The organism is Paraglaciecola sp. L1A13, from assembly GCF_009796745.1.
In the GTDB taxonomy this organism is placed as follows: Bacteria; Pseudomonadota; Gammaproteobacteria; order Enterobacterales; family Alteromonadaceae; genus Paraglaciecola.
Genome location: NZ_CP047024.1, coordinates 1,714,346 through 1,730,194, shown reverse-complemented (window position 1 = coordinate 1,730,194; position 15,849 = coordinate 1,714,346). Strand labels below are relative to the sequence as shown.

At 43.0% G+C, this 15,849-nt stretch carries 15 protein-coding genes; 14 read left to right on the top strand and 1 reads right to left on the bottom strand.

Annotated elements, in window-relative coordinates; all coding sequences use genetic code 11:
• Window positions 1–52: 52 nt before the first annotated feature.
• From GQR89_RS07290 to GQR89_RS07255, 8 genes are all read left to right on the top strand, one after another.
• The gene (locus GQR89_RS07290; protein WP_158769436.1) at window positions 53–1,009 is read left to right on the top strand and encodes a MoxR family ATPase; all 957 of its coding nucleotides are present in this window, start codon (window positions 53–55) and stop codon (window positions 1,007–1,009) included.
• A gap of 11 nt (window positions 1,010–1,020) precedes the next feature.
• A complete protein-coding gene (locus tag GQR89_RS07285) occupies window positions 1,021–1,980 on the top strand; it encodes a DUF58 domain-containing protein (RefSeq protein WP_158769435.1) in 960 nt (319 codons plus the stop codon).
• On the top strand, window positions 1,977–2,480 hold the full coding sequence (locus tag GQR89_RS07280) for a DUF4381 domain-containing protein (protein WP_158769434.1): 504 nt from the start codon (window positions 1,977–1,979) through the stop codon (window positions 2,478–2,480). Before GQR89_RS07285 ends, GQR89_RS07280 begins: the two co-directional genes overlap by 4 nt.
• The gene (locus tag GQR89_RS07275; RefSeq protein WP_158769433.1) at window positions 2,473–3,489 is read left to right on the top strand and encodes a VWA domain-containing protein; all 1,017 of its coding nucleotides are present in this window, start codon (window positions 2,473–2,475) and stop codon (window positions 3,487–3,489) included. The genes GQR89_RS07280 and GQR89_RS07275 overlap by 8 nt, the downstream gene beginning before the upstream one ends.
• Complete coding sequence (locus tag GQR89_RS07270) at window positions 3,489–5,453, top strand: VWA domain-containing protein (RefSeq protein WP_158769432.1); 1,965 nt, start codon at window positions 3,489–3,491, stop codon at window positions 5,451–5,453. The genes GQR89_RS07275 and GQR89_RS07270 overlap by 1 nt, the downstream gene beginning before the upstream one ends.
• A 5-nt stretch (window positions 5,454–5,458) precedes the next feature.
• On the top strand, window positions 5,459–7,183 hold the full coding sequence (locus GQR89_RS07265; protein WP_158769431.1) for a BatD family protein: 1,725 nt from the start codon (window positions 5,459–5,461) through the stop codon (window positions 7,181–7,183).
• A 164-nt stretch (window positions 7,184–7,347) separates the two neighbouring features.
• Window positions 7,348–7,905: a sigma-70 family RNA polymerase sigma factor gene (locus GQR89_RS07260; RefSeq protein ID WP_158769430.1), complete on the top strand. Its 558-nt coding sequence runs from the start codon at window positions 7,348–7,350 to the stop codon at window positions 7,903–7,905.
• Entirely contained in the window at window positions 7,898–8,605 is a 708-nt protein-coding gene (locus GQR89_RS07255) for a DUF3379 domain-containing protein (protein ID WP_158772176.1), read from the top strand. Before GQR89_RS07260 ends, GQR89_RS07255 begins: the two co-directional genes overlap by 8 nt.
• A gap of 57 nt (window positions 8,606–8,662) precedes the next feature.
• Here the strand turns inward: GQR89_RS07255 and GQR89_RS07250 are convergent, their stop codons facing one another.
• Window positions 8,663–9,118 carry a GNAT family N-acetyltransferase gene (locus GQR89_RS07250; protein WP_158769429.1) on the bottom strand — a complete coding sequence of 152 codons (456 nt, stop codon included), beginning with the start codon at window positions 9,116–9,118 and terminating at the stop codon, window positions 8,663–8,665.
• Window positions 9,119–9,223: 105 nt separating this feature from the next.
• Between GQR89_RS07250 and putP the strand changes: the two genes are divergently transcribed.
• The 6 genes from putP (at window position 9,224) to cysN (ending at window position 15,844) form a co-directional block, all read left to right on the top strand.
• Complete coding sequence (putP, locus tag GQR89_RS07245) at window positions 9,224–10,756, top strand: sodium/proline symporter PutP (protein WP_158769428.1); 1,533 nt, start codon at window positions 9,224–9,226, stop codon at window positions 10,754–10,756.
• Between the two features lie 23 nt (window positions 10,757–10,779).
• The gene (locus GQR89_RS07240; RefSeq protein ID WP_158769427.1) at window positions 10,780–12,000 is read left to right on the top strand and encodes an EAL and HDOD domain-containing protein; all 1,221 of its coding nucleotides are present in this window, start codon (window positions 10,780–10,782) and stop codon (window positions 11,998–12,000) included.
• A 130-nt stretch (window positions 12,001–12,130) separates the two neighbouring features.
• Window positions 12,131–13,045, top strand: coding sequence for a sulfate adenylyltransferase subunit CysD (gene cysD / locus GQR89_RS07235; protein ID WP_158769426.1), 915 nt, complete (start codon window positions 12,131–12,133; stop codon window positions 13,043–13,045).
• On the top strand, window positions 13,045–13,641 hold the full coding sequence (cysC, locus tag GQR89_RS07230) for an adenylyl-sulfate kinase (protein WP_158769425.1): 597 nt from the start codon (window positions 13,045–13,047) through the stop codon (window positions 13,639–13,641). The genes cysD and cysC overlap by 1 nt, the downstream gene beginning before the upstream one ends.
• The gene (gene cysQ / locus GQR89_RS07225; protein ID WP_158769424.1) at window positions 13,641–14,432 is read left to right on the top strand and encodes a 3'(2'),5'-bisphosphate nucleotidase CysQ; all 792 of its coding nucleotides are present in this window, start codon (window positions 13,641–13,643) and stop codon (window positions 14,430–14,432) included. The genes cysC and cysQ overlap by 1 nt, the downstream gene beginning before the upstream one ends.
• 2 nt (window positions 14,433–14,434) lie before the next feature.
• Window positions 14,435–15,844, top strand: a complete 1,410-nt coding sequence (gene cysN, locus GQR89_RS07220) for a sulfate adenylyltransferase subunit CysN (protein WP_158769423.1) — start codon at window positions 14,435–14,437, stop codon at window positions 15,842–15,844.
• Window positions 15,845–15,849: the final 5 nt, after the last annotated feature.

The window sequence follows — 15,849 nt, the reverse complement described above, 5'->3', positions numbered from 1 at the left end:
TATTACCCCGTACACCTTAGTACGCAATTCAACGTAGGAATAATAAAACCATATGCCTTCAGCTCAATTCTCCCAGTTACAAGCGTATTTGGATTCACAAGTTATTGGTCAAACAACCTTAACCCAAAATCTTTTAGTGGCTTTGCTCGCAGACGGACACTTGTTAGTTGAGGGGCCTCCGGGTCTTGCCAAAACTCGGGCAGTTAATTCATTGGCAAAAGGTGTTGAAGGAGATTTTCATCGCGTACAGTTTACTCCTGATCTGCTTCCTGCAGATTTAACGGGTACGGATATCTATCGGCCCGAAACAGGTCAGTTTGACTTTCAAAAAGGCCCACTTTTTCATAACTTAGTGCTCGCCGACGAAATAAATCGCGCCCCCGCAAAAGTGCAATCAGCCTTATTAGAGGCGATGGCAGAGCGGCAAATTACTGTTGGCAATAAGACCTATCCATTGCCAGAACTATTTTTAGTTATGGCTACACAAAACCCGATCGAGCAAGAAGGGACTTATCCTTTGCCCGAAGCGCAACTTGACCGTTTTTTGATGCATTTAGAAATAGATTATCCTGGCGCTGAGACCGAACTGGAAGTACTCAAGCTAACTAGAAATGAAGCATTGAATAGCACACCTGTTGCCGCGCCAAGCTTATCTCAACGAGATATTTTCAGTGCTAGAAAAGCGGTGCTGGAAATACATTTAGATGACGCGCTAGAACGTTATCTAGTCGAACTGATTATAGCAACGCGTCAGCCACAAAAATACAGTGAACAACTAGCCAGTTGGATTGAGTTTGGCGCAAGCCCTCGAGCCACCATTGCACTGGACAAATGTGCACGAGCACATGCTTGGTTAATGGGCAGAGATTTCGTGGGACCCGACAATATTCAAGCGGTATTTCATAACGTACTACGTCACCGTTTACTGTTAAGTTATGAAGCTGAAGCCGAAGGTGTCACAAGCAATCAAGTGCTCGACAGCATATTGCAACTTGTTCCAGTTCCTTAGGGCGATAGCTTATGCACGTTACTCAGAATGTGACCCAATGGCTAGCAAGCCATCATAGTGATGGGGTAAATTTGCAGATAAAAGAGCTGCTATATTATCGCACTAAGGCCAGCTTGCTTAATTTAAGTCTACGTCGCCCAGCCCAGGCTAAACTTGCTGGCGGGTATTTGGCCAAAACAAAAGGCCGCGGTATGGAGTTTGATGAAGCCAGGCATTACCAAGCGGGCGACGATATACGTGCTATCGATTGGCGAGTTACAGCACGTACTGGAAAAACCCATACCAAAATATACCGTGAAGAAAAAGAACGCCCGGTGTTTGTATTAGCGGATCTCTCAAGTTCGATGCATTTTGGTACGCAACTCCTTTTTAAGTCTGCCCAGGTAGCACACTTAACGGCACTGATAGCATGGGCCGCACATAAACGAGGCGATCGCATTGGTGGTCTTGTATTTAACCAAACTGAACATAAAGAGTTTAAGCCCTTCTCTCGTCAAAAGGCCGTACTGTCTTTACTAAACGGTCTGGTGAAACTTCATAAACCTCATGATTTGCAGGCTAATAAAATCCCTTTTTCTGATGCATGTGCTCGCCTAAGGCGACTCGCCCATCCCGGTAGTCTAGTCTACGTGTTGAGTGACTTTGCCCATTTGAACGATGCAGCACAACAACATTTAGCACACTTAAGCCGGCATTGTGAGGTTGTTGCTCATCCCATCAGTGATCCTTTTGAACATGCCCTTCCGCAAAGTAAATATCAACAGATGTTGAATTTAACAGATGGTCAGAATGAGCAACAAATATTGATCGGTGAAAAACGCATCGCCACTCAATACCAAACTGAACACGAGCAGCACTTCAACAACATTTTAAATAGATTAAAGCATTGTCGTGCCAACGTTGTCCCCATAAGTTGTGCTATTTCCTTAGAACAACAATTAGCTAAACGCAGTAGCGAAAAAGACGCATGAATCCGTTAGACGAATTAAAAGACATTCACACTCCCCCTGATATTAGCGCTTGGCCACCCGCATATGGCTGGTGGTTAGTCGCAGTATTTATTTTACTGGCGGTTATTGCCATCGCATTGGCTGTATACAAACGCTATCGTCATAACGCGGCTCGCCGAATTGCCTTGCAAGAACTATTGCTTATTAATAGCCAGCAACCCGACTGGCCAAGTAGCACCAATGCGCTGCTAAAGCGGGTTTGCTTGTACTATATGCCAGCGCAGAAGATAGCTAACTTATATGGCCATGCTTGGTGTGAATCGTTAACCAATCAGTTACCGAAAGCTCAGCACGAAAGCTTTGCAAAGGCCATGAGTGAGCTACAAATCTTACTGTATCGGGCTTGTGAGCCAAACGACGAAAATTTTGACCTTATCCAAAAGCAGGTAGCGTTATGGATAAAACGCGCAAAATTTACACCCACTCATTCGTCCTCTTTAACAGGAGCAGAACATGTTTGAGTTCGCATGGTGGTGGATGTGGTTTACCCTACCCTTGCCTGTATTAGTGTATTTTCTGCCGGCTAAAGCCCCAATTCAATCAGCAGCGCTTAGGGTCCCTTATTTACCCACAGGTTTACAAAGTGTATCTCAGCCACCAGCAAGTAAGCGTATATTCCTTACGTTCGCGACTATCGCTTGGATTGCACTTATTTCAGCGGCAGCGCGACCTCAGTGGTTAGGTGAACCGATTAGCATCCCAGCTGAAGGGCGAGACCTTATGATTGCGGTAGACTTATCAGGCAGTATGAAAATTGACGACATGCAAGTAAACGGTCGTCAAGTCGACCGTTTACAGATGATAAAGTCAGTATTGAGTGACTTTATAGAACGGCGAGTGGGTGACCGTTTAGGTTTAATATTCTTTGCCGATACTGCATATTTACAAGCGCCTTTAACCTACGACAGAGAAACAGTAGCGCAATTACTCGACGAGTCATTGATAGGCCTTGTGGGTGAACAAACTGCTATAGGCGACGCTATAGGTTTGGCGATAAAGCGCTTTAAAAGTAAAAAAGAATCAAACAAAGTATTAGTACTACTAACTGATGGACAAAATACAGCAGGTAATATAACACCTGAACAGGCCAACGAATTAGCCGTCGCGAATGGCGTAACGTTATACACTATTGGTGTTGGCGCGGACCAAATGATTGTTCAAAGTGTATTTGGCAATCGTCGAGTCAACCCCTCTCAAGAACTAGATGAAGATATGCTAACGAAGTTGGCCGAAACTACAGGTGGACGCTATTTTCGCGCCAGAGATGCGCAAAGTCTGCAGGAAATATATGGAAAACTAGATGAACTAGAGCCCATTGCCCGCGAGAGTAGACAAATGCGCCCGTTACAGGCTTTATATTTTTATCCTTTGGGCTTGGCATTACTTATTACCTTCCTGCTTGGTCTCAAACCTTTGCTCTCAGCTTGGATGGCCAGTGCCAAGCCTAAAAGTCATCAAGGAGCAAATTGATGATTGACTTCAATCTAACCGATTTTCACTTTATACGCCCTCTTTGGCTTTTGGGACTTATACCGCTGCTACTTTTAATTGTGTTTCTGCGCCGAATTCATCAACAGCGCACAGGTTGGCAATCGGTTTTACCTAGTCATCTTTATCAACATTTAGTTGCGCAAAATGGTATCAAATCGTCAAAGCCACCTTTATATATTTTAACCATTGCTTGGATTTTAGCTTCATTAGCGTTGGCAGGGCCTACATGGCAACGCCTGCCCCAGCCAGTTTACCAACTCAACAGTGGCAAAGTCGTGGTATTGGATATGTCGTTGTCCATGCGAGCGACAGATATAAAGCCTAACCGTTTAACCCGTGCAAAATATAAAGCGATTGACTTAGTTAAAGCAATTGCCGAAGGAGAAACAGGACTAGTGGCATACGCAGGTGATGCATTTACTATTAGTCCATTAAGCTCCGATGGACAAAATTTAACGACCTTGATCCCCAGTCTTACTCCGGAAATTATGCCTGTAGCGGGCAGTGAGCCTTTCCTTGGTCTGCAATCTGCGATTGAATTACTGCACAATGCTGGTTACCAACAAGGTGAGATCTTCTGGATCACAGATGGCATTGAAAATAACCAAGTTACAGAAGTCAGCAAATTATTGGCTAGCTCCTCTTATCGCTTATCCGTTTTAGCCGTAGGAACAGCCGATGGCGCTCCAATACAGTTAATAAACGGTGACTTTCTCAAGGACGGCACCGGTGCAGTAGTGGTACCGAGACTGCGCGCTAGCAACCTTCAAACCCTAGCGCGAAAAGGAGGAGGACGATATGTCACCATGCGCACGGACGACAGCGATATTGAATATTTGAAAAATCAAACTCGTTTATCGTCAGAACAAGAGAAAGAAAATGAAGCTGATGAAAAGTTTGGTGATAAATGGCAGGAAATGGGTCCTTATCTCTTACTGTTATTAGTTCCTTTGGCCGCCTACGGTTTCCGCCGAGGACTATTAGGTCTGTTTGCGTTATTTTTGCTCTTTCCTGGATACACACCAACTGCTAGCGCCGATTGGTGGGACGATATGTGGCAAACCAAAGATCAGCAAGGTCAACATGCATTTAAGCAAGGCGATTTTAATACAGCAGCAGCGCAATTTGACGATCCAATTTGGCGCGGGGCGGCAGCTTACAAAGCCCAAGACTACGAAACTGCATTGGACGCTTTCAAACAGGCTGAGGGCGCACAAGCTAGGTACAATGAGGGCAATACGCTTGCTCAGCTAGGTAAAATAGATGATGCCATTAAAGCTTATGAAGACGCACTAACGATTGACCCTAATCACCAAGATGCCCTTGACAACAAAACCGCTCTGGAAAGGCAAAAGCAACAACAAGAACAACAACAAGAAGAGCAACAAAAAGACGATCAAAAAGAAGGGTCTGAACAATCAAAAGATCAAGATAAGTCAAAACAAGATGGCGAGCAAAATTCGTCACAGGATCAACAAGGCAATCCCCAGCAGCAAGATAGCCAGAACTCTGAGCAAGATCAATCGAAAAATAACGAAACTCAAGGCGATCAATCTCAATCTGAAGACTCCTCAGCGCAAGACCAACCGGCACAAAATGAAGACGAAAACAAAGACCCTAATGCTGACGAAGAGCAAGACGGTTCGTCTGAACCTCCAGATGCTAATCAAAACGAAACCGAGCAAGAGGAATCGGAACAAACCTCAGGGGCAGACTCAATGGAAAATGAAACTGATGCACAACAAGAGCAGCAAGCAACCCCAGTCGGTGGAAAAGCACCTGAAGAGCTCACCGATGAGCAAAAGGAAAAAATGCAACGTATGCAGACACTATTAAATAGGGTACCAGACGATCCAGCATTTTTGCTTAAACGTAAAATGCAGATAGAGAATCAACAGCGTAGACAACAACGTACACCAACTCAACGACAAAGGAACTGGTAACAAAAATGAAGTTTTACACCCGCTATTTATTTCGTTCACTTTTACTTTTTGGGGCCCTTACTACCCTAGCTTTTGCTCAGGTAGACGAGTTATCTGCCACGGTTGATAAAAATCCCGTTTTAGCTGATGAATCAATTACATTGAGTGTGGTTGCGGTCGGAGACACATCCAGAGACGCATTTGATCCTACGCCGTTAAACGCAGATTTTATTGTAGGTAGAACCTCCGTTAGCTCACAAACGAAGATGATAAATTTTGATACCACGCACACCACTGTTTGGACTACGGCCTTAATTCCACGTAAACCGGGTCGTTTTATTATTCCTTCCTTCACGGTTGAAGGTAAAAGTTCAGCGCCTATTAATATGATGGTACTGCCAGTAACTGCTCGCCAAGGTACGCAAGGGCGAGACGTGTACGTTACGACGTCTATCGATACGAAAGAAACGTACTTACAGCAACAGATACGTTACACGGTTAAACTATTACTCGCTCGAGATTTACAACGCGGTAGTTTATCCGCACCTACCCTTGATAACGGTGAAATAAGACAAATAGGCAAAGACGCTGAGTATAATGATATCGTTGACGGAAAACGCTACCGTGTTATCGAACGTACCTTCGCAGTTATTCCACAGAAAAGTGGCACCTTTACCATCCAAGGTCCAGTATTTGAGGGGGAAGTTGTACAAGACAGGCAACAAAGCTTTGGCTTTTTTAGCCGCAGCAAAACTATTAGCCGAGTAGGTCCACCGCAGGAAATAACAGTTAAACCGATTCCGCAGAATTATACAGGTACGTGGTTGCCCAGTGACTATGTTGAACTGCACGAAGAATGGCAACCTACCGACAACCAGTTTACCGTGGGTGAGCCCATCACACGTACACTTACGTTAACCGCGGTGGGTGTTGACGAGGCTCAACTTCCTGAAATCAATAGTCAGTACCCGCAAAGTGTTAAGGTGTACCCGAATCAAGCAAATACTACGACCATAGAAAAGGACAACACCTTAATTGCTCAGCGTACGGAAACAATTGCAATTATTCCTAGCCAAGCAGGCGAAATTACATTTGCTGAAGTTAAGGTCCCTTGGTTTAACATAGTAAGTGGCCAAGTTGAGTATGCCACCTTGCCCGAACGCTCGGTCACTGTGTTACCCAGTAAAAGTGATGCGTCCTTGGCAAATATGACTCCACCCCAAATCCCTACCCAAACAGATGTTATTTCTGCGCCTGCGCCCAAAGTCGGATTGAACACAGCGACACCTCAAGTTTCTGTTAATTCAAAGTGGTGGTCTTGGAGCAGCTGGGTGTTACTTTTTCTATGGTTAATCACCCTAGCGGGGTGGGTGATTCACGTCAATCGAGCCTCTCGTCCTACTATTAAAGAATCACCGGTATCATCCGCTATTCTATCTGAAAAAAAGGCATGGAAGATATTGCTAAACGCTTCAACAAAACAAGATAGCAATGTTATCGTGCCAGCATTAAATAATTGGTTAAACGCATTGTGTAATCAGACGAATCATTCATTGGCTCAGTTACAGCGCGACCTGCACCATCAGCCATTGAACAATGAAATTAATAAGCTCTACGCAAACAAGTTCAGCCCAAGTGCTCATCAATGGCAAAGTGAACAGTTTATAGCTACCGTGACAGCATTGCGTAAACAACTGCTGGGTAAGCAAAAAAGTGCCGACACCTTAGCCCCCCTGTATCAGTCAAAGTAGCGAATACAAGCTTACTAATAATAGCGTATGCCCGTATTTTTTTGCGGGTTTACGCTATAAATGGACGCTACTCATACTTGTGTTCAATCGAGACCTCACCTTATTTGCACTATACTGCGCATTAACGAATAATATAAAGCAATAATACAGGCGGAAATTAAATAATGAATTTGCGAAAGCATTTTAAAAAAGCCTCGGTCTCTAGTGACATGCTAGATAAACAAAAACGATATGAAACCCTAGTCTATGCCCTACATGGCGATATATTTCGTTATGCGTATTGGCTGGTTAGAGATAAAGCAGTTGCCGAAGACATAGTGCAAGAAACTTTCTTGCGCGCTTGGAAGTCTCTAGATTCACTTAAGGACGAAAAGGCTGCTAAGTCTTGGTTGATTACGATCCTGCGGCGCGAGAATGCCAGACGGTTTGAACGTAAGCAATTTGATTTGGTTGATATTGATGATGTGTCTATCTCTGACGACCAGTTGACTCACGAGGTCGAAATTGAGCATCGAGAGTTACGTACGATAATGGCTTCCTTAAGTGAAGAATATCGTGAGCCGTTAATGTTACAGATTATGTTTGGATACAGCGGCGAGGAAATTGCGGCACAATTGGATTTGAATAAAAACACCGTGATGACCCGTCTATTTCGGGCACGAAGCCAAATAAAAGAGGCACTAGAGAAAACAAATGACAATCGAGAACGGAAAAATGGATGATTTAGAGTTTCGCAGAACCATTTATGCTGATCCCAATTGCGATGACATTCGTGTCAGAGAAGCGGCAGCACAAGATCCTGCAAAACAAGAATTTTGGTCTGAGCAAAAGAGAATTGACGCCAGCATGCAAGCGGCTATGAAGATAGATGTACCTGACGATCTGGCGCATAAACTGATATTACGTCAAACGATGCAAACCCACCGTCATGATAAAAAGCGCGCGCGGGTTCATTTAGCATTGGCAGCGTCACTCGCTTTTGTAGTGGGAGTAAGTTTTACCTTGTGGCAGCAACAAAATTATATTGATATGTCACAACAGTCATTAGCACACGTGTATCACGAAGGTCCTCATGCCCTTGATGCCAATGAAGATTTTTCATTGCAGCAGGTGAATGCTAAATTGGTACAATATGGTGGCCATTTAGACGAAGAAATAGGCCAAGTTTATTATGCCAACCATTGTGATTACAAAGGTGTAAAAAGCTTGCATTTAGTCATGCAGGGCGAAAACGGTAAAGTGACCGTATTTGTTGTGCCCCACAAAGATGGCTATAAAGCCAATGATAAAGTAAGCGACGGGTATTTAACCGCTGAAGCGGTAGAATTGCAAAATGCTAGCTTAATTGTGGTCAGCGAAAATGTACATGACGTAGAGCAAACTAAAGACAAATTAATGAAACGAATGACTTTTTCAGCATAAAAGATGTTCGTGTAGAACTATTTAAAAGGAGCACCCGCTCCTTTTTTTGCCTCGCATTTAATTATTTACCAGATACATATCAATATGCTCAATGCCTCCGTCATCATAAGATACACCTTGGCATTGAAAGCCAAGTTTGACATAAAAATCACTGGCGTGAGTTTGGGCAGACAGCATAATATTTTCTATACAATAGTGCTTCTGAATAAGGTCAACCGACAAGTGGATTAACATCTGTCCCAGACCACCCCCTCTATGATTCGCGCCGCAAACCACACGTTCAATTTTAGCAAGGTGGCCAGGTTCTGCCTCCCTTACTCGCGCGTAACCAACTAATTCGTCCTCTTGGTAAACACAAATGTGCATACTCACTTGATCACAATTGTCGATATCGTCATAGATACTTTGCTGCTCAATCACGAAAACCTGCTGACGTAATCGCAAAATTGCGTATAAATCAATCAACTTCATTTGTTCAAAAGACAGAACACGGGTTTTATATAACTCTGACACTAGTGTATTCCTAGGTTGCTTGTTAGCATGGTTAATAAAATAGACGCAAATTTTAAACTGCCTCTCATTAATAATGATAATTTCCCATAATAATTGAAGGACATCATGGAAACAGCTACTTTTATATCCTTAGGATTGTACTTTATTGCCATGTTAGGTATTGGTGTTTACTCGTTCAAGCAAGCGAATACCGATGTTGAGGGCTACATGCTCGGCGGACGTAACTTGAGTCCCAAAGTTACCGCCTTGTCGGCAGGAGCATCGGACATGAGTGGTTGGATGTTAATGGGTTTACCCGGCGCTATGTATCTCACCGGTCTATCCAGTGCGTGGATTGCTATTGGATTAGTCATAGGGGCTTATCTAAATTATGTGTTGGTTGCCCCGCGACTGAGGGTCTACACAGAGGTGGCAAACAACGCAATCACCATACCCGATTACTTTGAAAACCGCTTCAACGACAAAAAGCATATCTTACGTATCTTATCCTCCATTGTTATCGTGTTGTTTTTCACTTTGTACACTTCTTCTGGTGTGGTCGCAGGCGGAAAATTATTTGAGACATCATTCGGTTTAAATTATGAATTAGGACTATATATTACAGCCGGTGTTGTAGTCGCTTATACCCTCTTCGGCGGTTTTATGGCGGTAAGTATTACTGATTTTGTTCAAGGTTGTATTATGTTTATCGCTTTGGTCTTAGTGCCAGTCGTGGTGCTTGTCGATCTCGGTGGATGGCAAGGGGTCACGCAATCTCTAGGTACCTTAGATGGGCAGTATCTTGATATGTTTGTTAATGCATCAAATGGGCAAGTGGTATCGTCCATTGCCATTATATCTATGCTGTCTTGGGGTTTCGGCTATTTTGGTCAGCCACATATTATCGTGCGTTTTATGGCAATCCGCAGTGTAAATGACATTAAAACCGCACAAACTATTGGTATATCCTGGATGGTTGTGGCGATTACAGGGGCATTGGCAACGGGTTTATTAGGACTCGCCTATGTGACGAAAAACGGCACTCAACTTAGTGATCCTGAAACTATCTTTATCTACTTATCACAGCTCCTTTTTCACCCTTTGATTGGCGGCTTTTTATTAGCCGCTATATTAGCGGCTATAATGAGTACTATTTCATCGCAACTATTGGTTACATCAAGCTCATTAACCAGTGATTTTTACCAAGTATTTTTTCGACGCGATGCAAGCCAGCATGAATTGATTATTGTCGGCCGATTATCGGTTGTATTGGTAGCCTTGGTTTCCATTTACCTCGCCTACGACAGAGACAGTAGTATTCTTTCTTTAGTGAGCAACGCTTGGGCAGGATTTGGCGCAGCATTCGGTCCCTTGATTCTGTTCAGCCTTTTTTGGAAACGCATGACGCTTCTCTCAGCCATAAGTGGCATGTTAGTGGGTGCGTTAACAGTGCTACTATGGATTTATTTACCGCTTAGCGTTAATGGTCAACCTTTGAGCGCATGGTTATACGAACTTGTACCAGGCTTTATCTTATCAAGTTTAACCATCGTAACGCTCAGCCTAATGTCAGAGCAACGTGACAACACGGTAATTAAGACGTTTGAAAAAGTACAACTATCATTGAATGAATCAATGGCTAATGGCAAAAACGCATAATGATGTTTTAACAGGGAATCTAAATGAATTTTTATGCCGCTAGGCAACCCATTTTGCATGCTGACAAAACGCTATTCGCCTATGAGTTGTTATTTCGGGATAGTTTGGAGAACCGCTTTCCAAATATAAATGAAGATGAAGCCACCGCCAAAATGGTGACTGGCTTACAGTTCAACTTAGGGCTAGACAGCTTGTTGCCTAGCACCTTAGCCTTTATCAATTTCACCCATAATTCTTTACTCGAAGGTTATCCATTGATGTTACCTAAAGAGAAAATAGTGGTGGAGATATTGGAGACTGTCAAACCTGGTAAAAAACTACTCAATGCTTGCATAGATTTAAAAGAAAAGGGCTATATCATTGCCCTAGATGACTATATACACCAAAGTGTTTGGGTGCATTTTTATCCTTATGTGGATATTATTAAAATTGACTATCAAGAAACATCTGAACAACAAATTTTACAAATAATTGAAGCCATCAAGTCCTTTCCTAAAATTAAATTACTGGCGGAAAAGATTGAAACTCAACAAGAATATTTACAAGCGTTACATTACGGTTGTTGTTATTTTCAAGGGTACTTTTTCAGTAAGCCTGAACTCATTAAAAATGCAGCTCTCACCCCTTCGCAAATGTCGATCGCTAAACTCATGGGCGAAATGGCGAAAGACGACCCTGACATTAATTCAATCACCCAAGCATTTGAATCTGACGTCAATCTTTCATTTAAGTTGCTGCGTTATGCACAATCTCCAATTTTTAAACGCACTAAAAAAATTGAAACCATTAAACAAGCCATTGTAGTGTTGGGGCAAAATGAACTGAGACGTCTTGTTTCTTTATTGTTTACTGCACAATTTAGTGAAGGTAAGCCTGCTGAGCTAACAGTGATGTCTTTATCACGGGCACATTACTGCGAACTACTTACCGAATATACTAATCAAAAAGACGGTATAGCGTCGGCTTTTTTAGTTGGGCTGTTGTCGTTACTTGATGCCATGCTTGATGCAGATATTGCACAATTAATGGAGAAACTTCCAATCTCTCAAGCGATTAAAGACAGTATTGTTTTGCGCTGTGGTGAGCACGCTCAGTACCTGATGTTAAGCGAATGCTTTGAAAATGGACAGTGGAGTGAAGTAAGTAAGCTCTGCGAAAATTTGGCTGTTGATTTTGATGCTGCCTTTTCCATGTTTCAACAATCCCAACTTTGGGCAAAAGAACGCTTGAAAGCACTCAGTTAAACCGATTGCCGCTAGTGTCATATTGCCATGATATATTTGCAAAAAATATATCATGGCAATATGATTCTATGATAAAGTTCTATGCATATAATATTTTAGTATATTCTTTTAACTTAGCACGAGAAACTATATGACTTCGTCGATTCCAACCGTTACCCACCTACAACAGCTAGAAGCGGAAAGTATTCACATTTTTCGTGAAGTAGCTGCCGAGTTTGACAACCCCGTCATGCTTTACTCTGTAGGTAAAGATTCATCGGTGCTGCTGCATTTGGCCCGCAAGGCATTTGCTCCAGGCAAAATTCCATTTCCGTTATTGCATGTTGATACCACGTGGAAATTTCACGAAATGATTGAGTTTCGAGATAAAATGGCGAAAAAGCACGATTTAGATTTACTCGTACATATCAATCAAGACGGTGTCGACATGGATATTAGCCCATTTGTTCACGGCAGTGCCAAACACACCGATATCATGAAAACGGCCGGTTTGAAGCAAGCATTAAATAAATATAAATTTGATGCAGCCTTTGGTGGTGCTCGTCGTGATGAAGAAAAGTCTCGAGCGAAAGAACGAGTTTATTCTTTTCGGGATGAAAATCACCGTTGGGATCCAAAAAATCAACGTCCCGAATTGTGGAACATCTACAACTCTCAAATCAACAAAGGGGAAAGTATCCGTGTATTCCCTATGTCGAATTGGACCGAGCTGGATATCTGGCAATATATTTATATGGAAGGCATCGAAATACCATCATTGTACTTAGCTAAGCCGCGTCCAGTTGTTGAGCGCGACGGGTTGTTGATCATGGTAGACGATGATCGTATGCCAATGAGAGAAGGTGAAGTACCTGAAATGCGCTCTGTCCGCTTCAGAACCCTTGGCTGTTATCCCCTAACAGGGGCAGTTGAATCGACGGCGAATAACCTACCTGAAGTTATCCAAGAGATGTTGTTAACTAAAACATCTGAACGCCAAGGACGAATGATCGACAATGACTCTTCTGGCTCTATGGAGAAGAAGAAAATGGAAGGTTATTTCTAATGAAAGACAACATTGTTTGGCATCAACATGAAGTCGACAAGGAACGCCGTGCTGAGGCTAAAGGGCAAAAACCATGCGTGATTTGGTTGACCGGCTTAAGCGGCTCAGGCAAGTCCACGATTGCTAATTTGTTAGAGAAGAAATTAGCAGATAATGGTAAACATACCTACTTGCTCGACGGAGATAATGTCCGCCATGGTCTTAATGGTGATTTAACGTTCAGCGATAAGGACCGAGTAGAAAATATTCGTCGTATCAGTGAATTAGCCAAGCTTTTTGTTGATTCAGGTTTGATTGTTATAACTGCTTTTATTTCTCCTTTCAAAGGTGAGCGCGATTATTGTCGTAAATTACTGCAAGACAACGAGTTCGTAGAGGTATTTGTAAACACCCCCCTTGAAGAATGTGAAAAACGCGATCCTAAAGGCTTGTATCAAAAAGCTCGGGCCGGCGAGATAAGCGACTTCACTGGTATCAGTTCGCCTTACGAAGCGCCTGTGTCTCCAGAAATATCTCTCGATTTTTCTGGTCAGAGTGCGCAAGAATCAGCCGAGCAATTGTTCACTCAATTGAAACAAAAAGGACTGATTGACTAATGTTAGATAGCAAATTAGTAGAAAGCATCACGGCCATCGCTCATCAAGCGGGTGATGCCATTATGAGCATATACCAGCGTGATTTTGCCATCTATGAAAAGTCAGATAAAAGTCCGTTAACAGAAGCGGATTTAGCCGCCCACAATTGTATTGTGGATGGTCTAAAAGCTGTTTCTGACTTGCCTATTTTATCAGAAGAATCCGCAGACATCCCTTGGTCTGAGCGCCAAACGTGGACTCAATACTGGCTGGTTGATCCGCTGGACGGCACAAAAGAGTTTATTAAGAAGAATGGCGAGTTCACTGTCAATATAGCCCTTATCGATAATGGCGAACCTGTGTTTGGTGTGGTCTATGCGCCTGTTTTAAAGCAAACCTATGTGGGTATTGTGGGTAAAGGCGCGTACAAGCTCGAAGGTGATGGTCGCCGCGTAGCGATAACACCAAAAGCAAAGACAGATAACGAAGAATGGCGCGTTGTAGGTAGCCGTTCACACCAAAGCCCTGACATTCAAGCCTTGCTCACCAAGTTGGGGGGTAATCCTGAACTCGTCGCTATGGGAAGTTCATTGAAGTTATGTTTGGTTGCTGAAGGAGCTGCGCACTTATACCCTCGGTTAGGTCCTACGTCTGAGTGGGATACCGGCGCGGCCGATGCAGTTGTCAGAGCTGCTGGCGGCAAAGTTACTGTTATCGAAAGTGCTGCCAATGTGTTCGACGAACACGCCAAGCCTCTTAGTTACAATCAAAAAGAATCCGTTTTAAACCCTTATTTTCTTGTGAGTTGCTGATCATGAATAGCGAAAACGCCTTATTACAATCCGATATCCTTGCTTACTTGGAGCAACACGAACAAAAAGACATGTTGCGTTTTTTAACCTGCGGTAGTGTAGATGATGGAAAAAGCACCCTTATTGGTCGCTTGCTCCACGACTCAAAAATGATTTACGAGGACCAACTTGCTGCCATTACCAAAGACAGTAAAAAGTCTGGTACCACAGGTGACAAAGTTGATTTAGCCCTATTAGTGGATGGTTTGGCCTCGGAACGTGAACAGGGCATTACCATTGACGTGGCTTATCGTTACTTTTCAACCGATAAACGTAAATTTATTATTGCTGACACGCCAGGGCACGAACAATACACGCGGAACATGGTAACCGGTGCATCAACCTGTGACTTAGCTATTATACTTGTCGACGCGCGTGCAGGTGTTAAAACTCAGACTCGCCGTCACTCATTTTTAGTTTCGTTACTTGGCATTAAGCACGTCATTGTAGCGATCAATAAGATGGATTTGATGGAATTCAGTGAAGATGTGTATGAGAAAATCAAAAAAGACTATTTAACGTTTTCTGAAGAGCTTGATATACCGGATATCCAATTCATACCCATTTCAGCATTAGATGGTGATAACGTTGTTAACAAGAGTGAAAATACCCCTTGGTTTAAAGGTACCACACTGATGAAAACGTTGGAAAACATCGAAATTGCTAATGATGCAAACATCGATGACTTCCGCTTCCCAGTTCAGTATGTAAACCGCCCAAATCTAAACTTTCGTGGTTTTGCAGGAACGGTGGTTTCGGGCCAAATCAAGAAAGGCGATAAAATCACTGCCCTTCCGTCAGGTAAGCAATCTACGGTTCGCGCTATCGTTGGCTTCGAAGGTGAGCAGGATGTTGCGTACACTCCGCTGACGACCACCATTACTCTGGAAGACGAAATTGATATTTCTCGCGGTGACATGATTGTAAAATCAGATAACTTACCACTGCAAAGCAATGCTTACGAAGTCAATTTAGTGTGGATGGATGAAACCCCATTAATGCCGAATAAGCAATATGGCTTCAAATTTGCCACCAAATTTGTTTCAGGTAGCGTGACTGATATTGAATATCAAATTGACGTTAACACCATGGAACATAAAGATGCCGTGCGTCTTAATTTAAACGAAATTGGTGTGGGAAAAATAAAGCTGACGCAATCAGTTGCATGCGATCCCTATACTAAAAACCGTGAAACAGGTGCGTTTATCATCATTGACCGCCTGTCTAATGGCACAGTTGGTGCGGGCATGGTCATTGACGCTATCCAAGATTCTGCTGCGAAAACTGAGTTTTCAGAATTCGAACTTGAATTTAATACGCTGGTTAGAAAGCACTTCCCTCATTGGAATGCCGCTGATATTACTAAACCGTAGGCGCC